The organism is Arcanobacterium phocisimile, from assembly GCF_016904675.1.
Classification (GTDB): domain Bacteria; phylum Actinomycetota; class Actinomycetes; order Actinomycetales; family Actinomycetaceae; genus Arcanobacterium; species Arcanobacterium phocisimile.
The window spans coordinates 1,877,148-1,902,520 of record NZ_CP070228.1 but is presented as its reverse complement, the minus strand read 5'-3'; the positions used below and the strand labels follow the sequence as shown (position 1 = coordinate 1,902,520).

The window sequence follows — 25,373 nt, the reverse complement described above, 5'->3', positions numbered from 1 at the left end:
ACCATAGTGATATGTATGAATCCGAAAAAGAAGCGATGAGTCACGCCATAGAGCTTGCTCGCCGTGCCGGGGAAGCTGGCGACGTGCCGGTGGGTGCATTGGTGTTTGCCGACGACGTCGTCATCGGCACCGGGTGGAATACCCGCGAGGTCGACGCCGATCCGTGCGGGCACGCCGAAATTAACGCCTTGCGGGAAGCGGCGCGAGCATTGGGTCGCTGGAATTTAAGCGGATGTACGTTGGTGGTGACGCTTGAGCCGTGCACGATGTGTGCCGGAGCGATTGTGAACTCGCGGATCTCGTGCGTGGTGTTTGGTGCTTGGGACGAAAAAGCCGGAGCGGCTGGGTCTGTGCGGGACGTATTGCGCGACGCTCGACTTAACCACACCGTCGAAGTTCTTGGCGGCATCCGTGAAGAAGAAAATATGCAGCTGCTGCGCGACTGGTTCCAGCAACGTCGGTAGTGCACTGGAAAAAGAGCCGACAAATCCCCTATACAGTCGTGAATATCGATGCTGAACTATGTGACGTACCCGAAACGTGTCTAATTTTGCGTGCAGGTAGGCTAACACGATAGGATTGGCAGGCAAGGTAGCGTGTCCGAGCGGCCGAAGGTGCAGCACTCGAAATGCTGTGTACGGTAACCCCGTACCGAGGGTTCAAATCCCTCCGCTACCGCCACTAGTTCCCCAACATGTGTTCGCATGTCGGGGAACTTTCTGTGTTTTCGAGGCTTCATATTTCACGTCATGTGACCGCATGGTGAGGTTTTTCAAAAGGTGCAGGTGGGGTCTACCGTATTAGACGGTAGTTTTGCCGGTGTTTTTCATGATGGTTAGTTGTAGCGGGTCTGTTGGGGGGCAATGATCAGTTATTTCGGAGTAAGTTATGTGTAGGCCGTTGAAGTGGTCCGGATTATCTTTCTTTTGGGTAGGTAGGAAGCCTGTACTAAACCTAAGAAATCTGATTACGAGGCTAAGGTTCGTGCGGTTCGTTTTGGGGAGGGCTGAATCCTCTGAGTGTAGCCAACGGTTAATAGATGCCAGTTTTATTCCTTCAACGGGCAACGTTGTTGATAGTTACAATAACGCGTTAACTTCAAAATGTTCATAGGCACATACAAAAATGAGTTAACCCATTCGAATTACTGGGTTGACATAGCTCAAGAAAGAAATTGGATCACTGCATTTCACTTTTAAAGTGAGATAGCGTACAAAGCGAAAGATATCTTTTAGACGTAGACAACGTATAATTAAGAGGATTGTCCGTTGATTGCTTGTAGGAGAATAAAATGATGCGATATCTCAACCGGATGGGAATATTTTTTTTGGCGCTTTTCCTGATGCTTTCTGGAGTTACGTCAGCAATAGCCGTTCCGTCTCCGTCTAAAGATGAAACTACTGTCTATTACGCTCACGATAAAGGAGAGCGACTAAAGGTCGTAAAAGGGGAAACGGGCGAAATTGTCGCCCCCTGGTCGTTCTGTTTAGATGAGCGTCATGGCACCCCAAGTTATTCTTCGAAGAAAAAAGTGGGTGAGTATAGGCTCATCAGTAATGCTAATGCAGATACTCTCGATGCGGTGTTAGCTAACGCGGAAGGTGGTCGGGCTTTAGATCTCAGGAATCCAGAATTCTCCAAAGACCAACGCTTTGAAATGATTAAGCGACTCATATATTCGATGGAACGAGATCCGCTAAAAATTCAGGAAAGGTATAATTTTCCGTCGTTCAGATTATGGGCAGCTCAAGAGGAGTTAGTATATAACATTGTAAATACTAAGAAACTGACTAGTATTTACGGTGAGGCAATGAAAGAGCTTGATGCTTTCATGCGCGATCCTCAGGCAATTCCTAGTGGTGTAGAAGTCGTTGTGGATATTTATGAAGCCCAGCGTCCAAAGCGAGGAAAAGAAACTCAGTCGTTAATTACAGGTCGTGTGATTACACCGAAGGTTGTGAATCCGGTTGGTTCTTTGAAGACTACTGTGAAGGCTGATTCGGTTGCTGCTACTGGTGATCGGGCTGTGAGTGTTTTGGGTGATAAGGCTGTTGCCGGTGTTCCGGTGGTTGATACTATTACCTACACTGGTTTGGTTGCGGGTGCTCAGTATAAGGTCACTGGTACTTTGATGAAGGTTGATGGTGAGACTGTCACGCCTGTTGCTAATGCTGTGGTGTCTAAGACTCTTGCTGCTAGTGATAATGGTGCTGGTACGTGGGACATTGATTTTGGTACCGTGAAGCTTGAGGCTGGTACGACGTATGTTGTGTACGAGAGTGCTGTGTCGGTTGAGGATCTTGTTGATGCTGATAAAGATGGTGTCAAGGATGCTAAGCATGTGGTTGAGCATAAGGACAAGACTGATAAGTCTCAAACTGTTGTGACCACACCGAAGGTTGTGAATCCGGTTGGTTCTTTGAAGACTACTGTGAAGGCTGATTCGGTTGCTGCTACTGGTGATCGGGCTGTGAGTGTTTTGGGTGATAAGGCTGTTGCCGGTGTTCCGGTGGTTGATACTATTACCTACACTGGTTTGGTTGCGGGTGCTCAGTATAAGGTCACTGGTACTTTGATGAAGGTTGATGGTGAGACTGTCACGCCTGTTGCTAATGCTGTGGTGTCTAAGACTCTTGCTGCTAGTGATAATGGTGCTGGTACGTGGGACATTGATTTTGGTACCGTGAAGCTTGAGGCTGGTACGACGTATGTTGTGTACGAGAGTGCTGTGTCGGTTGAGGATCTTGTTGATGCTGATAAAGATGGTGTCAAGGATGCTAAGCATGTGGTTGAGCATAAGGACAAGACTGATAAGTCTCAAACTGTTGTGACCACACCGAAGGTTGTGAATCCGGTTGGTTCTTTGAAGACTACTGTGAAGGCTGATTCGGTTGCTGCTACTGGTGATCGGGCTGTGAGTGTTTTGGGTGATAAGGCTGTTGCCGGTGTTCCGGTGGTTGATACTATTACCTACACTGGTTTGGTTGCGGGTGCTCAGTATAAGGTCACTGGTACTTTGATGAAGGTTGATGGTGAGACTGTCACGCCTGTTGCTAATGCTGTGGTGTCTAAGACTCTTGCTGCTAGTGATAATGGTGCTGGTACGTGGGACATTGATTTTGGTACCGTGAAGCTTGAGGCTGGTACGACGTATGTTGTGTACGAGAGTGCTGTGTCGGTTGAGGATCTTGTTGATGCTGATAAAGATGGTGTCAAGGATGCTAAGCATGTGGTTGAGCATAAGGACAAGACTGATAAGTCTCAAACTGTTGTGACCACACCGAAGGTTGTGAATCCGGTTGGTTCTTTGAAGACTACTGTGAAGGCTGATTCGGTTGCTGCTACTGGTGATCGGGCTGTGAGTGTTTTGGGTGATAAGGCTGTTGCCGGTGTTCCGGTGGTTGATACTATTACCTACACTGGTTTGGTTGCGGGTGCTCAGTATAAGGTCACTGGTACTTTGATGAAGGTTGATGGTGAGACTGTCACGCCTGTTGCTAATGCTGTGGTGTCTAAGACTCTTGCTGCTAGTGATAATGGTGCTGGTACGTGGGACATTGATTTTGGTACCGTGAAGCTTGAGGCTGGTACGACGTATGTTGTGTACGAGAGTGCTGTGTCGGTTGAGGATCTTGTTGATGCTGATAAAGATGGTGTCAAGGATGCTAAGCATGTGGTTGAGCATAAGGACAAGACTGATAAGTCTCAAACTGTTGTGACCACACCGAAGGTTGTGAATCCGGTTGGTTCTTTGAAGACTACTGTGAAGGCTGATTCGGTTGCTGCTACTGGTGATCGGGCTGTGAGTGTTTTGGGTGATAAGGCTGTTGCCGGTGTTCCGGTGGTTGATACTATTACCTACACTGGTTTGGTTGCGGGTGCTCAGTATAAGGTCACTGGTACTTTGATGAAGGTTGATGGTGAGACTGTCACGCCTGTTGCTAATGCTGTGGTGTCTAAGACTCTTGCTGCTAGTGATAATGGTGCTGGTACGTGGGACATTGATTTTGGTACCGTGAAGCTTGAGGCTGGTACGACGTATGTTGTGTACGAGAGTGCTGTGTCGGTTGAGGATCTTGTTGATGCTGATAAAGATGGTGTCAAGGATGCTAAGCATGTGGTTGAGCATAAGGACAAGACTGATAAGTCTCAAACTGTTGTGACCACACCGAAGGTTGTGAATCCGGTTGGTTCTTTGAAGACTACTGTGAAGGCTGATTCGGTTGCTGCTACTGGTGATCGGGCTGTGAGTGTTTTGGGTGATAAGGCTGTTGCCGGTGTTCCGGTGGTTGATACTATTACCTACACTGGTTTGGTTGCGGGTGCTCAGTATAAGGTCACTGGTACTTTGATGAAGGTTGATGGTGAGACTGTCACGCCTGTTGCTAATGCTGTGGTGTCTAAGACTCTTGCTGCTAGTGATAATGGTGCTGGTACGTGGGACATTGATTTTGGTACCGTGAAGCTTGAGGCTGGTACGACGTATGTTGTGTACGAGAGTGCTGTGTCGGTTGAGGATCTTGTTGATGCTGATAAAGATGGTGTCAAGGATGCTAAGCATGTGGTTGAGCATAAGGACAAGACTGATAAGTCTCAAACTGTTGTGACCACACCGAAGGTTGTGAATCCGGTTGGTTCTTTGAAGACTACTGTGAAGGCTGATTCGGTTGCTGCTACTGGTGATCGGGCTGTGAGTGTTTTGGGTGATAAGGCTGTTGCCGGTGTTCCGGTGGTTGATACTATTACCTACACTGGTTTGGTTGCGGGTGCTCAGTATAAGGTCACTGGTACTTTGATGAAGGTTGATGGTGAGACTGTCACGCCTGTTGCTAATGCTGTGGTGTCTAAGACTCTTGCTGCTAGTGATAATGGTGCTGGTACGTGGGACATTGATTTTGGTACCGTGAAGCTTGAGGCTGGTACGACGTATGTTGTGTACGAGAGTGCTGTGTCGGTTGAGGATCTTGTTGATGCTGATAAAGATGGTGTCAAGGATGCTAAGCATGTGGTTGAGCATAAGGACAAGACTGATAAGTCTCAAACTGTTGTGACCACACCGAAGGGAAATGTAGCACCTCCATCCAAGACCCTGGCTCGGACAGGAGTAGAACTACCGCTCCTTTTATTGTTGGGCATTGTTATGAGTGTTTCTGGTGGAATTCTGTTAATCAACAGGCTACTTGTCCACAAAGAGGATAACTGCTAAACGTAACAATCAAGTGTTACTGTAAGCCTAAATGTTACCCCGCTACTTAGCCCGATAAAAATATGGGTTGAGAGCGGGGTAACTGCGCAGTGAGCTAAGAATCAGTTCGTACAACTTGAGCGGTTGCTATCTGGTTCTCGTGTTTCTATTGCTCCGCACACTCATTTGGCGATTATGTTTTCTAACGTTCAATGCGGATGTTCATTATCGTACCTATTCTGTTGTCATGTAATTCTTTTTCGGTATTCTTGTCTTAATAGAAGGGGTGATCCCCGAACAATTCTTCGCACATCTGGTTGTGAGTGGACCGTCGTGGGTTTTGTTCCCTGTTGTTTTGAGGAAGGATTGTTGTTTTGGCACGGAAATTTACGCAGGGGTTGAAGGATTGGGCTATTCGTTTGGCGTTTGAACATCAGCAGTTTCATGAGTGTCCACGTTGGGTAGCAGCCCAAGGGATTGTGGTTAAACTTCGTATGTCGCCGCATTCGATCTTGGATTGGATGAAAGTAGATCCCAGTATTACCGTTGGTTATCTCAACCCCTAACACCAAGTGAGCGTTGAGGTGCTTTAGCGTTTATTCGCTTTACGTGCCGGGCATGAAAAAGATCCACAAGCTGGATACCGTTATCTACAAGATTAAGCAAGCCAAGCTGGTGTGAACATGTGCGAACGTAAGTGCATGGAAACTGTGTAATCAAGAACGACTATGGTCTTCTTACGGTAAAAAACGTTCTCGCCGTTCAAGGCCTGGGCCTGCTGTTGGTGATGATTACTGAGCAATCACAGATCAACAAGGAGTAATTAGCCATAAGTTCACTACCGCAACGCAGAGATTGAATCACGTATGGGTTACTGATATTACTGAGCATCCAACCAAGGAAGGGAAACTGTATTTGTGTATGATCAAAGATCTGCACTCTAACTTACATAGTAGGATACAGCATGAACGAGCGTATGGATGCTTCGTTAGCCATCAATGCTCTACAAGCAGCAATCATGCACCGCAAGCGAGAAGGAATGAACACGCACGGATGTATTGTCCATTCCGACCGCGGTAGCCAATTTCGTTCGAATGCTTAGACTCAAGCCCTGCGAAATCACCACGTGATTGGGTCTATGGGAAGAGTTGGAGCGTGTGGCGATAACGCTGCTGCTAAATCCTTTTTCTCTCTACTCCAACGCAACGTGCTCAACACCTGGCACTGGAAGACCCGCAACGAACTAAGAATCGCGATAACCACATGGATCGAGAACACCTACCATCGCCAACGCCACCAAAACCGGCTCGGTAAACAAACACCCATAGAATATGAGAAAATAGTATCCGCAGTTCTCAAAGCTGCATAAAAAACTGTCACCTAAAAATGCATCAGACCCGGGGATTGATGAGTCCACTGGTAGTGTAGGAGGCTCCTACGACAATACCCTAGCCGAGACCGTCAACGGCCTACGCAAAAGTGAACTGATCTACTCCCAAACGTCGGAAGGATTAACCGAAGTCGAGTGGGAAACCTTGGGCGCGGTTCACCGGTCGAACACCACCCGCCTCCACTGCGAACTGGGATACCCCATCCCGCAAGAAATCGAAAACGACCGATCTAATTCACCATTGCGGCCACGGATCGCAATATGTAAGCATTGTTTACAATGAGAGTCTTGCCGAGTATGGAATTCCTGTATCTACAGTGAGGGTTGGCGATTCCTATGACAACGCTCTGGTTTGCGAATGTCAACGGTTCGTATAAGAATGAGCCGATCTATAGGCGGTCGTGATTGGTCCGTGGTTGGACGTTGAAATCGCTGGCGTTTGAATGGGGTTCGTGGTGGAACCAAGCGCGGCTCGACCAAAACCTGGGCTACCGTACACCGGTTGACACTGAGGAAGAGTTTTGGACCGGCGCAGAAGCCATAAATGATTGAAATCAAGGTACACGCCAAGGAACATAACTCGGAGCACCTCATTTTTAGATGAAATTCGAGAACCCGAAGTCTGGCAAAAGTTACTTTGGAATAGCGTAGATCTAATGTTGCAACCTTACATAACAAGATTTTGTATCAATTTAATATGACTTCAAGCAGATAATGTTCCCATAGTAACCGTTTTGCGATATGGTTGAAGAGGTTTAATTTAAAATAGAAAAGGAACCCAATGAGTACATGCAATATCATTGATAGGCAACTGGGTGGTTTAGGACGGCGCATAACTTGTGTGGTGGCAACAATTGTTTTGCTCATCTCAATAATGGGATTCAACTATTCCAGCCAGGCGCAGGGTGCTGAGCTAAGAAAAATCGATCTAAATATCTCCAAAATTGGAGCAGACACAAACAAGAGTCTAGAAGGCTCGAAGTTGGAGATACGTAGAAATCAAAATGGTTCAACCGGTGTGACTATTGAAGAGTGGGAGTCAGACGGGTCCCTTCATCAGACTAAACTGATGCCAGGGGAATATAAATTACTAGAAAAAGAAGCTCCCAAAGGTTACAGCCTAGCTGAGCCGATCATCTTTAAAGTGCAGAGTGATGGGTCAGTGCTTGTGAAGGACTCATCTGGCAGTTTCGTCGAAACTCCCCTGAAACATATCGACTCCAAGAGTGTCACCGCGTTTAGTGATTTTAATGATGATAGTATGTCCTGGCCAGGTACTCCATATGGAAAGTTCTACTACGCAAAAACCACGGACAGTGCCGAAGAGAATTCCGGCAAAGGGGAAGTGGTTTATTGTCTGAATATTGAGCGAAAAGCTCCTCCGGAATCATATGATGGAACTGGAAATGATGTCAAGCCTAACATTTTGCAACCGAATATTGTCACGTATGAACGTGTAAATGATAAGAACGTTGCGAAGTATTTAGATGGTGCAGTGACTGATTTCCAGGAAGGAACGTACGATAAGTTAGCAAAGATAGTCTGGGCAGGATATCCTAACGACTCGCAGAATATAGGTCAGGAATTGAAACTGACTGCAACCCAGTTCAGAACTGCGACACAATTAGCAATTTACCATTTGACGGATAACTTTGACGTTCAAAAAGCAGTAAATGAAGGAAAAGAATCCCATGGCTTTGAGGGGATTTTGAAAAATGAAGAGCCGAATAGTAGCGTCAAAAAAGCTTACGAGAAGTTAATAGCGTATGCGGGCAATACTGATGAGCAACTACCTGGTAATTCAACTTTGAATTTCTATTCGGCGTCACAGCCTGGTTATCAAAACCTTATCGGTACAAAACTAGATAATCCCAGTTATGTACCAACTCTTCAAATGGTCGATAAAAAGCAGGAGGAACCATCTCTGCCTAAAATATCAACCGAAGCCACTATTGACGGTGAAAAAGAAAAAACGTTAAGCCAGGCTAAATCGGTTGAGGTTGTTGACACGATTGCTTGGAAGGATCTCCCAGCTGGTAAGTATGTTGCTGAGGCGACGTATGTTGTTAATAATGCTGGTCAAGAATCTGTTGTTGTAGGAGAACAGAAGTTCGTTGTGACAAAAGATCAGGCAGCGTTTGGCGAAGCTACAGTTCCTGTGATCTTGACGATTCCTGAGTCGGCGTTGACTGCTGATGGTCAGCCGGTGAAGTTCACTGTTCTTGAGCGTGTGTTTAAGGCTGATGATGCTGGTAAGAAGACTGGCGATGCTGTTGCTGAGCACGTTGAGAAGGATTCTGATGATCAGACGGTTACTGTTACTGTGAAGAAGCCTGTTGCTCCGAAGCCGTCGATTTCGACTGTTGCTACGGTTAATGGTGAGAAGTCTGTTGAGCTTGATGGTGTGAAGCCTGTTGAGGTTGTTGACACGATTGCTTGGAAGGATCTCCCAGCTGGTAAGTATGTTGCTGAGGCGACGTATGTTGTTAATAATGCTGGTCAAGAATCTGTTGTTGTAGGAGAACAGAAGTTCGTTGTGACAAAAGATCAGGCAGCGTTTGGCGAAGCTACAGTTCCTGTGATCTTGACGATTCCTGAGTCGGCGTTGACTGCTGATGGTCAGCCGGTGAAGTTCACTGTTCTTGAGCGTGTGTTTAAGGCTGATGATGCTGGTAAGAAGACTGGCGATGCTGTTGCTGAGCACGTTGAGAAGGATTCTGATGATCAGACGGTTACTGTTACTGTGAAGAAGCCTATTGCTCCTGCTCCGTCTACTGTGGCGGTTAACTTCTCGAAGGTTATTGCCGGTCAGGGTGATGAACTCAAGGGTGCAGCACTCAAGATTGTTAAAGGTGATAAGGCTGATGGTTCAGACGTTGTTGCTGAGTGGATCTCCACTGGAGCTGTAAAGACCTTTGAACTCAACGAAGGTATCTACACCCTCGTTGAAGACCAGGCTCCTCTTGGCTTCTTGAAGGCTGAAGCGATTACTTTCCGTGTAACAAACACCGTTGATAGTAAGAAGATTGAGATTCTTCAAAACGGTGTTTGGGTTGAAGCCAAGGACTCAACAATCACAATGGAAGACGTTCGCGACACGAGTCCAAAGACGCCAGCTCCTGAAAAGAAGCAGACTCCGGAAACTCCGAAGCCTGTTCCAAACCAGAGTGGTAATCTCGCTAAGACGGGTATTAACCTTGCTGGTCTGAGTATGGTAACGCTCCTGCTCGTTGCGGGTGGCGCAGTGCTGTTACGTCGTAAGAAAGCATAGTCCTTATTCCTTATAAAGAGTGGGCGGGTAGAGATGAAAATCTTTACCCACCCACTCCTCTATCCCACGTGAAAACCCTAAGAATCGCAGTCTGGACTAATTATCATTGGAAAATTGCACGTGTAGGCACTGTTCACAACAAAAGACAATAAACTCAATAGCCATCTCGCAACGAGTTGAGATGCTGCTTAAGCTGCCGCGCATACGAGCGTACGTTCTTACCTGCAAACTTCGGCTCAGCCACTGCATCAGAAATCTGAGTAATCAGTTCCGAAGCCTGATCCAGCTGCCCCGTAATGAGGTACATGTGTGCTAACCGGCAACTGACCTCCAGCGCACACTCGGTCTGGTTAAGCTGCTCAAAACCCGCGATAGACGCCTGGAAATGGCTCTCCGCCATGCCGTACTTGTAGCACAACATGTACATATGACCCATGTCGCTCTGCCAGTCAGCCTCATACCATTGCGGACTGCGTTTCAAAAACTCGGTATGGTTCGGATCGGTGACCAGCGTGCGCAACCGTTCCATCATCGACTCCAACAAGGCAACGTCTTCGTCTGGAACCTGACCTGGCTGCTGACCTATCGACTCACTAAACTGATAGAGAGTCTGGCATACCTGACGCACCGCCGTGTTGTAATCCTTCTCCGCTTGCACAATCGCATCGGCGTCATTATCGGCAATCGTTAACTCGTCAAGAACAGTACTCGCCTGAGCAAACCCATCCTCGACCAGCGCAAGAACCTGCTGCCAGACACGAATCGAATCAGGAAACCGATGCGCCTCGCGGTAAGCTTGCGCCGCCCGCGTCAACGCCTGCGTATGCGCATCTTGATCCTTGACCGGCATCGTCTGCGCACCCAGCTCCAAATGCAGCGCCGCAGTCTCACTCTGCTCCATCTTCCCCGACGCCTGCGCCAACGCTAAATGCAGATGCGGAAGCACAACGCCACCAAGATGCTGACGCTCCAAAACATCAAGCGCATTTTGTGCAACCTCCGCCATCTCTTCCCAGCGACGGCGGCGGCCCAACAGTTGCACCAAATACACCGCTGCTACACTCTGACGGTAAGGCAGTTGTGCAGCCGACGAAATATTGAGCAGCTCCCGAGCTGGTTCGATCGCTTCTTCAATATAGCCAGCCTTCTGCGCCGCCTGCGCCAACAAGCGCAACGCCCGCAACCGGGCACCCAGCGGATCGGCAGTATCAGCACCCAAAGCCTCATCGGCAGTTTGCGCCGCCTCCATGTAATCTCCGCTGTCCATGAACTGCTCAGCCTGCGCAATAAGCTTAAACGCCGGATCCGAGATTACGTCCGGAATACGATACGGCGACTCATCTTCCTCATACAACAACTCGCGAATCTCAAGACGCAACTGCTCCCACTCACTGCGCGCCGCGTCAGACAAGTCTGGCAGATCAGCGTCGAGAAGCTGCGGCTCAGCCACCACCCGCTCCAAGGCCTGCATCCAATAAATCGACGACACCGCCGAACCAAACTCGGCATCCCGCGTCAATAATTCGCTCAGCGACATGTCCTTCCACGGGCCCGAAAGCTGATCAGCAGACAAGCCCGGTTCCGATTCGAGAGTGGACAGTTCTTCGTCGTCGACAACGTCGCTGGCCGACGACGCCGATAACGCTTCGCTAATCTTCATACCAGAAACGTCAGGAATTGCGCTCTTGACCGTCGGTTCTGGCGCCGGGAGCGGATTGAGGATCTCATTCAAGCGCTCCATTTCACGTTCCGGATGCGGATGTCCCGGACGCTGTACAAACTGCTCAGTAAGATCAAGTGCCAACTGATAAAACCAGTCACGCGCCTGACGAATCGTCGGACGCTCCACCTGCGGGGCGCTAGCCCATGGCAGCTCCGCACCCGGCAACGTAACATCGAGAACTTCGGCGTCACGCTCTCCATCAAAACTGTCCAACATCAATGTCACAGTCGCAGCGAAATCCAGCAAAACGCGCGGCGACTCAGCTTCCTTTATCCACGGAATATGGCGCGAAACAATCGTCAATCCACGCTCCAACCGCTCCGGGCGGCCAGCACGGCCAGAAACCGCCAAATAAACTAACTGCTGGTCGAGATTCTGCAAATAGGTAGCCGACTGCTGATAACGGCGATAGGCACGCAAATGTGCAGCCCACGCCTTGTCATCACGGCCAGAATACAGCCACGGCAACAACAAATCGCTCAACAACTGCTCGGGCTGATTACTGCACTGGCTCTCCGCACCTAGCGCCTCCTCCCCAATCTCAATAGCCTTATCCCACTGCTCCAAGCGAGCATAATAATCGACCTCATGGCCAGGATCGCACAACGCACAATCGGACAACTCAGAACGGTCAGCATTCAGCCACTGCTGATAGAAACCCTCCGCCTTCTCCTGCTCCCCAAGACGGCGATACATTTCGTAATTACGGAAATACCACGCACGTTGCGGATCAGACTGCTGCTGATAAAAATCATGCATACGCTGCAAAATCTGTTCCGTTTGTACAACCGACACATTCGGCAACTCACGCGCAGCCGAGAACACATACTTGTAATACCAGCCAAGCTGATGAATTAAGCCATCGGAATATCCGGGGAGTTCAACGTCGTCAAACCACTGCGGATTGTCCCGGAAATTACGCTCCAGCCACGCAAACGGAGCAATCACGCGCGTCGATTCACCACCTTGAACATAAGCGGTTACCAACTCAACATAACAGCGCACAGCCATCTTCATATCGCCACGATCTTCAGCCACCTTCGCAGCCTGCGCCCACAACGCCGAACACGTCTTACCCCACGGAGAACCCTCCGCACGCTGAATCAGATCAGTAAGTTCGTCGACACCGTCATCAACCCAGTTATTATTGCTCGCCATGAGACTACTTTTCTCCCATCGTGCCACGGCGCGAAATTAACGCCGAAACTAAGGTGGTAAATACGGTTGCCGACCACGACCTGGCCTGCTGGTTCATCGGATGCCGGCCGGCAAGTAACGCCTGGACATAAAAGCCCCGAATCGCGCTCTTAACCGCATCCTTCTCCGTTGTCACCGCACCGGCAAGCTCATTAATCACACTGCTACGCGCATTAAAAATAAGCCGTGGCGCATCATCCTTCACCTGCCCGTTACTGCGCGCAGCATCAGCAGAATCCAGAAGTCCAGCGAATAAATCATCGCCACTATCGCGCTCGTCTTTTTCAATCAGCTTCCCAGCCAAATTGCCGTTCGGTAAAAACAACACCGGCAACGACGACGGATCAAAACTCCGCGCCTCAACCACCAACGACTGGCCCTCCATCACGTCAGTAGCAACATCCAGCAACGTCATAAAATACGCCTCTTGGGAAATGCTCACCGGTTCAAGCACACTCAACACTTCATCGACGTCGAGCTCACTAATCGACATCTGCGGACGATCCAACGCCACCTGCGCCAACAACTCCTCGTCGAACGCAAAACCAGCATTCACCACGCACAAGCCGTTACGCTCAAAAATTGTCTCCAACGTACGGAACTCATTATCCGTACGTGTAAACCGAATCGAGCCATATTTTTCAATAATCGCCGCCAACGTCAACTGGCCCTGGCTCGTCGTAAACGGAACCGCCGACACCACCAAATCGCGAGTCGCCCGATCCGTTATCGCCAACGACTTCAAACCATTAATATGAACACTCGTAAACCGGTGGAAACGCTCAAGATCAAACTGCGCCAACTGCTGCAGCCACGCCCGGACCTGATCACCCATCTGCTCACGAGCCGCATCCAAAATCTCGTTATCAAAAAGCTGCTCGCGCGACGCCGTCGGCTTCAAATTATCCGTATTGAGCACAACGCGCACAAAATACGCCCACTCTGGCAAAATATCGGTGACCTTCTTGCCCAACAACATCGAGCGCAAATACACGTGATGATGCAACGACTGGCCCGGGCTCGCCCCCGAAGATAACACATAAGCGACACCCTTAATGCCCGCAATTGGCACCTCAAGATCAATCATGTCAAACGGCGAAAAACCAAAATTCTCGATACACCAACGCGCCTTCTGGCCGCGCGGCATATCCCACGGAGGAGTCGAATCAGTCAGCGTCACAGCCTGCGTATTCTCCCGCTCCAACGTCACAGACAACGGCAAAAACTGGCCATAGCCACTAATCAACGACTGCAATTTCGCATAATCAAAACTACGATCGCCCGGAATCTGTTCCAACACAACCGTCGTACCGGCGTCGCCCGACTCGGCCGGAACCTCATGCGGCTGCGGATAATCAACCAGCCACGTACCATCCGAGCGGCCAACCCACCGCACTACTCGCCGGTCAGCTACCTTAGCTGATCGCGAGTAGACAGTAATAGAATTCGAGACCATAAAGCACGAGAGCAAACCGATGCCAAACTGTCCCAAATAATCAGCACGCGAAAAGCCAAAATCGTCACGCTTCGACGAAGCGCCGATCGTCGAGAGCAGATTCTTCACCTCGTCAAAGGTCAAACCCACACCCGTATCGGTTACCCGCAAAGTAGAGCCGGTCGTAATAAACCGGATCCGACGCGGAGCAGCAGAATCCAACTCAGCACGAGCCGTGATCGCGTCGAGGCCATTTTGCAACAACTCACGCACAAACACCGCCGAACTAGAGTACAAATTCCGAGATAACAGCTCAACAAGACCGCCCAAATCAACTTGGAACAACTGCTCAACCTGGCCGTCATCCGCAAAATTCTGCCCCGCCATCGACACCCTACTCGTCCTCGATTACTAGTTTTCTTCCTGCTCCGGCTGAGGAATCTCGAAATCCTCGATGTACTTATCAATCGCCGAAATATTCAAGCTCACTGACAAACCAATGTAACGCTCAAGCTGCTCATCAGTTGCACCAGCCTCAATCGGGAACGACACATCAACATTCATGATCAGATCGTTATCGTCATCAACATGCGGATGCGCCGTACCGAAAACAGTCTCCCGATTCCAGTTATTCGACCACGAAAGTGCCTCATTGAAACGCTCAGCGGGCAAAATAGCGCCAGTACCAAACGTAGCAACCGTCAACATATCCGACTCGCCAATAATGCGCACAACCGTGAACCGGCCATCAAAACCAGTCAGTAGCGTATTCTCGCGCTCCTCATCGACGTCGAACGACCACTCGTTCTTCGCAAAAATCTGCTTGATGCGCTCAATCGTGACCGGAGCTGGAGTTAGCTCATCCTTCTTCTTGTTAAACCACGCCATGTTACTCTCCTTGATCCTCGACGGTCCACGTCACCAAATGTGGCAACGCCTCAGCAAGCTCAGCCTCAGCTCCAAAGAAGGAACCCATAGCGTTACGGAACGCAGCCTGGAGCTGCTCATCGCTCAAGCCATCATCGATCGGGAGATTAAACTCAAAAACAATCGAACCACTACCTTCTTCGGTAGGATCCTCCACATACGCCTTAGGCAACGTACGCTCAGTATTAATCTTGTTCACCAAAAGATACGCCTGCTCGACGTCTTCCTGTGCGACAATATCTGCACGCCACAAACCCGTAATCAGGAGAAGATTCTCGGTCACGCGCATAAACGCAATCAACGACTCAAAATGAACAACGAGACGCTCGTCATCAGTGACTTCATACTTCAGCTCTTCAGCTTCCAAAAGAAGCTTGACACGATCATGTGTTACTTCAGGTAGCACGTGATCTCCTTTCTGTTGTATTCGCGCAACGATGCCAACGTCTGTTGAATTGCGCTCGAGGTTAAGAAAACCCCATCATCATCCTATCGCGGATAGGAGACACAAAGAAGCCCAAATGAGGACCCAAGTCCCACACTTCAAACAATTCGGATAAACCCTACCGTGGTGGTTGGAATGCTGCGATGATTTTCCGTTGAACCGGCGCCATTAAGCGTGAGAAAACAACCGTCAGTGCAACAGTAACCGCAAACGACACCACCACAAACCAATACCGGTAACTATCGGCAAACCCAAAATACGTCAACGTCAACATCGGCAACCGTTGCAACACATAGATCCAAAACAGATTCCGGCCACACCACGCCAAAATCGGGCTATCAAAATGAACCACCATCGACACCAACACCGCCACCGCACAATACGCCAACGCCGCCAACTGGAACACCAAATAGTGCACACCCGCAACACTCTTCAACGCAACAAAGATCGCCGTCGTCGACACCAGAAAAACCAGCCACCACAACCGGCCACGTGGACCACGTAACCGAGCTTCCACCGGAGCGCGGAAAACCGACCACGCCATCCCCAACGGATAACACAACACCGTGTTAAATGTATACGCCGCGCTCGCGCCCTTCGCCCACAACATCAACGCGCCAAACAGCAAGCCGGCAGCAAACATCGCCGTCACCGCGAGGCTTGGACGTAGGCGCGCAACATCACCTAAGAGCCGATGAACCACAAACGTCAACCCATACAACACCAAAATCGCAAAAATATACCACGCCGAATTACCAACACTCGTCCAACCAGACAATGCCAACACAAACTGCGAAACCGAAATGTCACGATCGGTCACCAACGACAACACTGCATACGCACTCACCGCAACCGCAAAATTCACCCACGTCACGGCCAGGCGCTTCACCGGAATAGAAGCAACATATCCCGGCTTGCGCTTAATTGACTCTTGCACCCCAAAGCCCGAATAAAACAAAAATAGAGCGACCATCAGCTGGCCCAGGCCCGTCGCCAACCCGTACATCCAGCCATCCGCCGCCGGAGCCAACGGAATATAGGTGCGCACATGGGCATAAAACACGATCAAAATAAATACACCATTAATCTGCGTCGTGTGAGCATGCGAAATATAGGAATCAACGTCGGGACGCGCATATATCCGCAGACCAATCAGCGAAACCAGCACGAGTGCAACTAAGAAAATATTCACGACACCAGACTATCGAATTCGGTGATGCGGCGGGGCTTGGTGGGGTCGGTTGGGGCTGGCGCGCTGCGGTATCTGCAGTGAATGGGGTTATAGTGCAAACCTCGCCCATATACGTCGCAGTTTGCGCTATTCCCCGATTTGCTGCTGCTCTGGGTTTGGCTGGGTGCTGTTCCGGGTCCTGCGTGCCCGGCGATAACGAATAAATGAAAGAATCCCAAACGCAATTCCCGTCACCACCGGTAGCCACAGCTTCGGATGGCCAACCAGCCACGCCAGCCAGTCAGGAAGATCGGGGAGTGGCGGGAAGAATGAACTAAGCCACGCAAAAAACTGCACGACGGCATCCTTGAGAGGTTTAAGTAATGAACCAAGCGTGTCAAGCAGCCAGCCAATTGGCCACCAGATCTTCCGCAACAGCCACCCGATCGGCCACCAGATCTTTCCAATCAGCCACCAAAACTTCGTCCACAACCACGCGAGTGGAAAGAACAACCATGATACGTACAACTTCACTGAATCCCAGACTGGTTCTAGAACAGCTTTGACAATTGGGAAGAATAAGACGGCGAACCAAGCCCACCCCACCTTGCTTAATCCAATGAGAATAGGAAGGAAAAGGCGCTTTAGTGGTGACGACTCCAGCATGCGCAGTCGTTTCTCTGCATAGCTGTTCGGTGGGGCGGTGAATTCGAAGATGTCATCGGCCGATTGGTTGCGGGTGGCCGGCTTGTTAGTGGATTGCCCCGAGCCCACATAGTATGCCGAAATAATGTCACCAAAAGGTGACGCCTCGAGTGTAATTTTAGGCTTCCGAGCCGGACTTAGTTGCGCGAATTCGCCAGGTGCAGGGAAAGGTGAGGATGATGTGTCAGAGTCTGTGGGAGCTTGGCCATCATTAGAATGAGCCTGCCCATCAGCGGCTGAAGCTTCCCCTTCAAGAAGGAAGGCGCGTAGCCCACAAGTGCCAGAACGAGGGCGGTAGTAACGCGCTAGCGTGCGGCCATTGAGCCGTATTGCCACCTGATTTCCCACGTTTGAACGGATCCGCTCTGTGTACTCAGATAATCTTTCCTTGACGGGATTTAGCTGACGCGGGAGACGATTGGACCAGCGTTCGAAGCGGTCAGCAAGATTTTTGAGGGCTACGCGCTGATCTTCAGTCTCTTTGTTGGGGTTGGATGTTTCTTTGGCGACTTCAGGTATGTCTGTTCCTGTTTCAGGTGTGGCTACTCCAGTTTCAGGTATGCCTTTTTTAGAGTCGAGAGCTTCGTTGCTAGTTTCATCGGCTGGCGATACGTCAGGCACAGCGTCCCACTCCGGGTCAAGCTTGCGCATTTCTACTGCGGGAGCCTCGACAATCTCGAAATGTCCATGTATGGGGTGTTCGAGTGTCCAAATCTGCATGGAACGAGTTTAACATCGGGCGATAACTGCTGTAAATGTGGCTATAGCGCAAACCTCGACGTATATGGACGAGGTTTGCGCTATTCCCCGATTTGCTGCACATCAATCACTGCGCAACGGTTCACTGCACGTCGATTTACTGCACGTCGATTTACTGCACGTCGATTTACTGCACATCAAAACGACCAACCAGCGGCCGGGGTGGCTTCAAATGCTTCCGGGTATGCAGCACTGCGCGAATGTAGCTGCATGTGTTTTCCCAATCGTCCCAAACCTGGTGATAGCTCAGTCGCAGAAAGCTATATCCGAGGCGAGTTTGCTGAGCATCTCGGCGCCGATCGTCGACGACATTCAACGGATGACTATGAAAGGCCGTGCTATCACATTCGATAATGAGTGACTTTCCGACGAGCAGATCCACCCGCCCAACTCCCGCAAGCCATACTTGAGGCTGTACTTGCACACCTAGAGATTGGAGGAAACTTCGCACTCGCGTTTCGCTCCCAGATTGTGCTGTACTGATGCGACGCCTGAGGATTGGTTGCTTGCGTTTTTGCGCGTAGCTAATGATTTCATCAACGGCAGCTAGGGTGATTTTCTGTTTGTTCAATGCGGATTCGAGGATGATCAATCCGGTTTCAGCGTCGTGATAGTGAACGACTTGCTCGACTGCTTCCACTAGAGAACAAATGATATGAGGAGCTTTGCTTGGTGGATGATGTATTCCGAACTGGCGGTGTCCATTGAGTGCGCGATGGATAATCATTCCCCGCTTTTCGACCCGCTGGGCATTCCGTGGGCAAATGAAATGCGGGGTTTTCGAGTCAGGCATCCACAGTCCCCATAAGTTGGCCGCTGTGCAACACCCGATGAGAAATCCATGAGTTGCCGCGGTTATTTCTAAATTCGAAGCATTGGGCGTGGCGTACCAGTGGTGATGGAGTCGTCCAAGTTCTTTGCGACTGAGTGCCATGTGGAGTTGGTAGCGGTTCGTGTCGAGTGGCGTGGGGAGTTGGGAGCGGCGAAAGAGTTGTTTTTCCATGGAATAAATACTGAGGTAAGTCCCGTGTCCGAGGATGGGGGTTTTCATTTCCTGTGGATATCCGGAGGAAATGGGGGTGGTGTGGAAAATGTTGGCGAAGTTCCGGGCTTGCGGGCGGTTTAGTGGGTGGTTTGTCGGTTTGATAGGTGGCTCGGCGGGCGGTTGGGCGGTCCAACGGACGCTTGGTTGGTTTGGTACTCAGCGGTAACTGCAGTGAATGGGGTTATAGTGCAAACCTCGGCGTATATGGACGAGGTTTGCGCTATTCCCCGATTGAGTGCACAAGAGGCAGGGTAGAGGCAGGGTAGAGGCAGGGTAGAGGCCGGGCATGGAGCAAACAACGGACTAAATAGCACCACCCCAGCCACCCCAGCCGCCGCGGCCTCCAGATTCTCACTAAACCCCAAATAAATGCACACCTACCGCCAATCGCGTAGTCTAGATATATGCTTTACCCCATTCATGTATATGGTTCGCCGGTTCTCCATAAAACCAGCCGTCCAGTGACTGTTTTCGATGACAAACTCAAACAGCTCACCGAAGACATGTTTGAAACGTGCGAAGTTGCTCCAGGCGTTGGCCTCGCCGCGCCGCAGATCGGTCTCGATTTATCGATGTATGTGTGGATGTATGACGGCCCGGAGCATAAGGGGCCACAGCGCGGAGTGGCAATCAACCCGACGCTTCTGATCGAGCCGGTTGATACGTTCGAGCCAACTCCAGCCGACGAGGAAGGCTGCCTGTCTTTCCCTGGCTACCAGTATGGTTTGCGCCGCTCGCCGCATGCGGTGTTGCGCGCCCAAGATGTTAATGGCGAATGGTACGAGTTAGAGGCCGATGGCTGGTTTGCTCGTATCATGCAGCACGAATACGATCATTTACACGGCCGGATTTATGTTGATCGGCTGACGGGCAAGTCAGCGCATCACGTGTCGAAGGTCATGAAGCGTGAGAAGTGGAATGTTCCAGGGATTGCGTGGTTGCCAGGTGAGGACGAGTTGTTTGATCTCGACGACGATGCACTTGCGAAGCTTGACGAGATGACTCGCTATTTCGCGGGTGTTTCGGAAGATCCGGAGGTGGAAGGGGAAGCTTCTGCCTTCCCGGCTGAAGACGGTAAGGGCGCAAGTTTCGGACTATCTTAAAACCGCTATCCCGAGCTAAAACAGTCGCAAAATGCCCACAATTTGGATGAGCATTTGACGAGGATAAACAATGGCGCGTAAACTCCGTTGTTGGGCTCCCTGGAAGTCATCTCAGTTTTTACTGAAGATTTCGGCAAGGGAGCTTTTCCTTATTTATGATGGAAATAGCGAGGTGTTCCGGTGGTGAGTTTGCGTGACGATCTACTGGTTTCACGTTGTTGTTTTCTGCAGGGAACAACCGGTTCCGAACGGCGTTTGCCGTTGGGAGTATTAAGGAGATAAGCATGGGCTTCAAGGTGGGGTTCGACCGCGAGAAGTATATCGAGATGCAGTCAAAGCATATTTTGGAGCGGCGGGCGAAGATTGGTGGCAAGCTCTATCTTGAGATGGGTGGCAAGCTGTTTGATGACAACCACGCCTCGCGAGTATTGCCTGGCTTTACTCCGGATAATAAGATCGTCATGTTGGAGAAGATCGCTGACGAGATTGAAATTATTGTGTGTTTGAATGCCAAGGATTTGCAACGTCAGAAGATGCGGTCGGATGTTGGTATCACGTACGACGAAGATGTGTTGCGTTTGATTGATGTTTTCCGTGAGCGTGGTTTTTTGGTGGAAAATGTTGTGATGACGCAGTTCGATGAATCGAATACGTTAGCTGTGACGTTTATGCAGCGGTTGGAGCGGATGGGGGTTAAGGTGGCTCGCCATCGGGTGATTGCTGGCTATCCGTCGAATGTTGATCTCATCGCTTCAGAAGAGGGCTTGGGGAAGAATGATTTTATTCAGACTTCTCGTGATCTTGTTGTGGTGACGGCGCCTGGTCCGGGTTCTGGCAAGTTAGCTACGTGTTTGTCGCAGATTTATCATGATGCTAAGCGTGGAACGAAGGCTGGTTATGCGAAATTTGAGACGTTCCCGATTTGGAATGTTCCGCTTGAGCATCCGGTGAATTTGGCTTATGAGGCTGCGACTGTGGATTTGGATGATGCGAATCTTATTGATCCGTTCCATTTAGAGGCTTACGGCGAATCGGTTTCTTCCTATAACCGCGACATTGATGTTTTCCCGTTGTTGCATACGATGTTGGAGCGGATTGCGGGCGAGTCGCCGTATCAGAGTCCAACCGATATGGGCGTGAATATGGCTGGCTATTGTATTAGTGATGATGAGGCTGTGCGGGAGGCTTCGCGTCAGGAGATTATTCGTCGTTATTATCAGGCTCGTGTTGAAGAGCGTAAGGAATCTATGGATTCGACGTTGTCGGATCGTGTTCGTCATGTGATGCGTAAGGCGGGTGTGACGACGGCGGATCGTAAGGTGGTTGCTCCGGCGTTGAAGTTGGCTCAGAAATCTGGTGGTCCAGCATCGGCTATTGAGCTGCCAGATGGCACGATTGTTACGGGCAAGACGTCTGAACTGTTGGGTTGTTCGGCGGCGATGTTGTTGAATGCCTTGAAGCATTTGGCGGGGATTGATCGTGAAGCGTTGTTGCTTTCGCCACAGTCGATTGAACCGATTCAGAAGTTGAAGACGGAGCATTTAGGATCGCGTAATCCGCGTCTGCATACTGATGAAGTGCTGATCGCATTGAGTGTTTCGGCCGGTACTAGCCAAGATGCCCGTAATGCCATGGCACAATTGAAGAATCTAGCTCGTTGCGACGCTCATGTGACGACGATTCTAGGTACGGTCGATGAAAGCATCTTCCGCAATCTGGGCGTCTATGTGACCAGCGAGCCAGTGTTCCAGCGTAAGTCTCTCTACCAGAAGAAGTAATTATGTCCCAGACATCATCGTTCGGTTTATCATCTGAGCAGGTTGCGCAACGTCGTCATGATGGGCAGGTTAATACGTTACCGCCACGCACGGGAAAGACGGTGGGCGATATTATTCGGTCCAATGTGTTTACTCGAATAAACGCAATGTTGTCGGTACTGTTCGTGATGGTGATGACAACTGGTTCGGTTATTAATGCGGCGTTCGGGTTGTTGATTATCGTCAACTCGAGCATCGGTATCGTTCAAGAGTTGCGGGCGAAGCGTACGCTCGATTCGCTGTCGTTGATCGGTGAAGAGAAGCCTCGGGTGTGGCGTGATGGCGAGATTGTCGAGGTTGCTCAGGAAGATATTGTTCTTGACGACGTCGTAGCCTTGCGGTCCGGTAACCAGATCGCGGTCGACGGCGAAGTGGTGGATTCCGACGGTTTAAGTATCGATGAGTCGATGCTGACCGGCGAGTCTGACGCGGTTCGTAAGCAGCCGGGCGAGGATATTTTGTCTGGGTCGTTTGTGGTTTCGGGTACGGGTGCGTACCGCGTGACCAAGGTTGGGGCGGATTCGTATGCGGCTCGGCTGACGGCGGAGGCTTCGCGTTTCACGTTGGCCAAGTCGCAGCTCCAATCGGGGATTAATACGATTTTGAAGTACATTACGTGGGTGTTGGTCCCCGTTGGTGTGCTGATTATTTATTCGCAGGTTTCGCAGGGAACAAGCCAGTGGGATCAGGTTATTTTGAAGATTTCGGGTGCGTTGGTTCCGATGATTCCAGAGGGCTTGGTTCTTATTACGTCGACGGCGTTCGCGCTGGGTGTGATCCGGTTGGGTCAGCGTCAGTGTTTGGTGCAGGAGTTGCCTGCGATTGAGGGTTTGGCTCGCGTGGACGTGGTGTGTGCGGATAAGACTGGTACGTTGACAGAGAACCGGATGGTTTTCGAGTCGATTCGGTTGTTTGACGACGACGGCGCCTTGGCTGATTCGAAAACTACGGCGAGTAAATGGAATTTTGCTCAGTTGGAAGAGGTGCTGGCGCAGCTGGGTGCTGCCGACCAGGACCCGAATTCGACGATGGCTGCGATTATTGAGGCGCATGCGTTGGATGCAGGCGAGCAGAAGTGGGACGTTGAGAGCCGGCATGCGTTTACCTCGGCGACGAAGTGGTCTGGTATCACATTTGCCGGGCAGGGTTCCTGGTTGTTGGGTGCTGCTGACGTGCTTGCTGGGGGTAGCGCATATGCGAAGAATGCCGAGGAACTTGGTGCGACCGGCTTGCGTGTGGTGATGTTGGCACACACTGATCAGGTAGTGGATGACGACACTGAACTGTCCGACGTCGAACCAGTTGGCTTGGTGGTTTTTGAACAGAAAGTGCGCCCAGATGCTGCTGAAACGTTGGAGTATTTCGCCGAACAGAATGTGACGGTGAAGGTTATTTCGGGTGACAATGCGGCTTCGGTTGGTGCAGTGACGCGCAAGCTGGGTGTGGATTCGGGTCAGGCGGTTGATGCGCGGACGTTGACGGAAGAGAATTTCGATTCCCAGGTGGCGGACAATCTTGTGTTTGGTCGGGTCACGCCGGATCAGAAACGTTCGATGGTGGCGTCGTTGCAGGGCGCTGGCCATACGGTTGCGATGACTGGTGACGGCGTCAATGACGTGTTGGCGTTGAAGGATGCCGATATTGGTGTGGCGATGGGGTCGGGCGCTCCGGCTACTCGGTCGGTTGCCAAGATTGTGTTGTTGGACGATAAGTTTGCGACGTTGCCCTATGTGGTGGCTGAGGGCCGCCGGGTAATCGGCAATATTGAGCGGGTTGCCAACCTATTTTTGACGAAGACGATCTATTCGGCTGTGTTAGCAATGCTGGTGATTATCGCGGCGATTCCATTCCCATTCCAGCCGATCCATGTGACGATTACTGGTTGGTTCACAATCGGTGTGCCGGCCTTCGTATTGTCGTTGCCACCAAACAATCAGCGCGCTCGCGATGGTTTTGTGCGCCGCGTGCTGTGGTTCGCGGTTCCTGCCGGAGTTGTGGTTGGCGTGAGCGCGTTTGTGTCGTTCTGGATGGCTACGGGTGGCGATTTTGTTGCGGGCCGGAGTTATGTTCCAGAGTCGACGGCGGCGTTGTTGGCGTTGATTATTCCGTCGACGTGGGTTTTGGCATGTGTCGCTCGCCCGCTGTCGTGGTGGAAGTCGATCCTGGTTGTGTTGCCATTGTTGGGATACGGGGTTATTTTCACCTGGGACTTCACGCAACGTATTTTCATGTTGGATTCGTCGAATTCTGCGATGATGCTGCAAGCGATGGTGATCGGCGCGATCGCAGTAGTTCTTATCGAAGCGTTGTGGTGGACTGTGAAACGTTTCCAAGGTGAGCCAGCGATTTTATGGCGCCATGATCCGCTTGTTTCGCGGCATTGATGTTGTGCGACGCATAACCAGTATCTAATCGGTAACCATAATTCTCAGGTTTTTCTCAGTATCTGCGCATTGGTTTTCGAGTTAGACATGTTTAGATTTACGTATCTGAAGGAAATCCTAGTGTGTAACTCCTAAAGAATGCGGAAAGTGAATATTTGAAAGACCGTTAGTTTCAGGGAATTGTGCGACCTTGATCTAGTTAGACGGACTCTCATAGAAAACGGGCGACTATCTTAGCGGTAGTCGCCCGTTTTCGTTAGCTGTAGGTACAGTATTCCACGTAGAGCTGACTAACTATATCATCGAGAATGCTTTCGCTAGGATAATTTATGTCTATTTTCAAATATTTCTCGAGCGCCAGATGTCTTTGAGAAACGTGTGTGGAAGGTGTTGTTTTGTTTAATATCATTGGAACAATTATTTTTGGAGCTGTCATTGGCTTCCTTGCTAAGTTCTTCAAGGGCGCTAACCTCTCGGTTGTTGCAACAGTTGTGCTTGGCGTTGCTGGTGTCCTTCTGGGCAACTTGATTCTCTCCCTCTTCGGATACCCCACCGACACCTCCGGTATTGACTGGATCCGCTGGGTGGTCTGCACGCTCGTAGCTATGGGTGCAATCGGTTTCTATGCCGGTGGTCGGATGCGCAATAAGTAGGCGTTTTACCTCAAACAAGCCGCGAAGCGACACGTCCGTTTCGCGGCTTGTTTTTTATGTATACTTGCTGAATTTACGAAAACCGTTACAACGATGATTGGTGAGATGTCTGTCAAGTAAATGATGTAGTATTCGGGTAAGACAATGGTGTCTATTCAAGGAG

General features: G+C 50.3%; 17 protein-coding genes, 1 tRNA gene and 1 pseudogene. 12 read left to right on the top strand and 7 right to left on the bottom strand.

Annotation, left to right across the window (positions count from 1 at the left end; genetic code table 11):
- Positions 1–11: 11 nt before the first annotated feature.
- The 8 genes and pseudogenes from tadA (at position 12) to JTE88_RS08590 (ending at position 9,846) form a co-directional block, all read left to right on the top strand.
- Positions 12–464, top strand: a complete 453-nt coding sequence (gene tadA / locus JTE88_RS08625; RefSeq protein ID WP_239519516.1) for a tRNA adenosine(34) deaminase TadA — start codon at positions 12–14, stop codon at positions 462–464.
- A gap of 126 nt (positions 465–590) precedes the next feature.
- Positions 591–681, top strand: a tRNA-Ser gene (locus JTE88_RS08620).
- Between the two features lie 610 nt (positions 682–1,291).
- Positions 1,292–5,206, top strand: a complete 3,915-nt coding sequence (locus JTE88_RS08615; RefSeq protein WP_204424385.1) for a VaFE repeat-containing surface-anchored protein — start codon at positions 1,292–1,294, stop codon at positions 5,204–5,206.
- 353 nt (positions 5,207–5,559) lie between these two features.
- Positions 5,560–5,751, top strand: a complete 192-nt coding sequence (locus tag JTE88_RS08610) for a hypothetical protein (RefSeq protein ID WP_204424383.1) — start codon at positions 5,560–5,562, stop codon at positions 5,749–5,751.
- Positions 5,752–6,149: 398 nt separating this feature from the next.
- The gene (locus tag JTE88_RS09325; protein WP_204424381.1) at positions 6,150–6,287 is read left to right on the top strand and encodes a hypothetical protein; all 138 of its coding nucleotides are present in this window, start codon (positions 6,150–6,152) and stop codon (positions 6,285–6,287) included.
- A 36-nt stretch (positions 6,288–6,323) separates the two neighbouring features.
- Positions 6,324–6,554: an integrase core domain-containing protein gene (locus JTE88_RS09320; RefSeq protein WP_420826948.1), complete on the top strand. Its 231-nt coding sequence runs from the start codon at positions 6,324–6,326 to the stop codon at positions 6,552–6,554.
- A 34-nt stretch (positions 6,555–6,588) separates the two neighbouring features.
- Positions 6,589–6,858, top strand: a pseudogene (locus JTE88_RS08595) (hypothetical protein); the annotation flags it as partial.
- A gap of 498 nt (positions 6,859–7,356) precedes the next feature.
- Positions 7,357–9,846: a SpaA isopeptide-forming pilin-related protein gene (locus JTE88_RS08590; protein WP_204424378.1), complete on the top strand. Its 2,490-nt coding sequence runs from the start codon at positions 7,357–7,359 to the stop codon at positions 9,844–9,846.
- Between the two features lie 154 nt (positions 9,847–10,000).
- On the opposite strand, the gene JTE88_RS08585 is transcribed toward JTE88_RS08590, so the two are convergent.
- The 7 genes from JTE88_RS08585 to JTE88_RS08555 form a co-directional block, all read right to left on the bottom strand.
- Complete coding sequence (locus tag JTE88_RS08585; RefSeq protein ID WP_204424376.1) at positions 10,001–12,727, bottom strand: hypothetical protein; 2,727 nt, start codon at positions 12,725–12,727, stop codon at positions 10,001–10,003.
- Positions 12,728–12,731: 4 nt separating this feature from the next.
- The gene (locus JTE88_RS08580; RefSeq protein WP_204424375.1) at positions 12,732–14,588 is read right to left on the bottom strand and encodes an HSP90 family protein; all 1,857 of its coding nucleotides are present in this window, start codon (positions 14,586–14,588) and stop codon (positions 12,732–12,734) included.
- 24 nt (positions 14,589–14,612) lie between these two features.
- A complete protein-coding gene (locus JTE88_RS08575; RefSeq protein ID WP_204424373.1) occupies positions 14,613–15,089 on the bottom strand; it encodes a type III secretion system chaperone family protein in 477 nt (158 codons plus the stop codon).
- 1 nt (position 15,090) lies between these two features.
- Positions 15,091–15,534, bottom strand: a complete 444-nt coding sequence (locus JTE88_RS08570; protein WP_204424372.1) for a type III secretion system chaperone family protein — start codon at positions 15,532–15,534, stop codon at positions 15,091–15,093.
- 157 nt (positions 15,535–15,691) lie between these two features.
- Positions 15,692–16,765, bottom strand: coding sequence for an acyltransferase family protein (locus JTE88_RS08565; protein WP_204424370.1), 1,074 nt, complete (start codon positions 16,763–16,765; stop codon positions 15,692–15,694).
- 126 nt (positions 16,766–16,891) lie between these two features.
- Positions 16,892–18,169 carry a hypothetical protein gene (locus JTE88_RS08560; protein ID WP_204424368.1) on the bottom strand — a complete coding sequence of 426 codons (1,278 nt, stop codon included), beginning with the start codon at positions 18,167–18,169 and terminating at the stop codon, positions 16,892–16,894.
- Positions 18,170–18,335: 166 nt separating this feature from the next.
- Complete coding sequence (locus tag JTE88_RS08555) at positions 18,336–19,211, bottom strand: endonuclease domain-containing protein (RefSeq protein ID WP_204424367.1); 876 nt, start codon at positions 19,209–19,211, stop codon at positions 18,336–18,338.
- Positions 19,212–19,657: 446 nt separating this feature from the next.
- Between JTE88_RS08555 and def the strand changes: the two genes are divergently transcribed.
- The 4 genes from def to JTE88_RS08535 all read left to right on the top strand — a co-directional run bounded on the left by def (position 19,658) and on the right by JTE88_RS08535 (position 25,210).
- Complete coding sequence (def, locus tag JTE88_RS08550; RefSeq protein WP_204424365.1) at positions 19,658–20,356, top strand: peptide deformylase; 699 nt, start codon at positions 19,658–19,660, stop codon at positions 20,354–20,356.
- A gap of 284 nt (positions 20,357–20,640) precedes the next feature.
- Complete coding sequence (locus tag JTE88_RS08545; RefSeq protein ID WP_204424364.1) at positions 20,641–22,134, top strand: DUF1846 domain-containing protein; 1,494 nt, start codon at positions 20,641–20,643, stop codon at positions 22,132–22,134.
- Positions 22,135–22,136: 2 nt separating this feature from the next.
- Positions 22,137–24,557 (top strand): HAD-IC family P-type ATPase, encoded by a 2,421-nt coding sequence (locus tag JTE88_RS08540; RefSeq protein WP_204424361.1) that lies wholly within the window; start codon positions 22,137–22,139, stop codon positions 24,555–24,557.
- A gap of 395 nt (positions 24,558–24,952) precedes the next feature.
- Complete coding sequence (locus JTE88_RS08535) at positions 24,953–25,210, top strand: GlsB/YeaQ/YmgE family stress response membrane protein (protein ID WP_204424359.1); 258 nt, start codon at positions 24,953–24,955, stop codon at positions 25,208–25,210.
- Positions 25,211–25,373 lie beyond the last annotated feature (163 nt).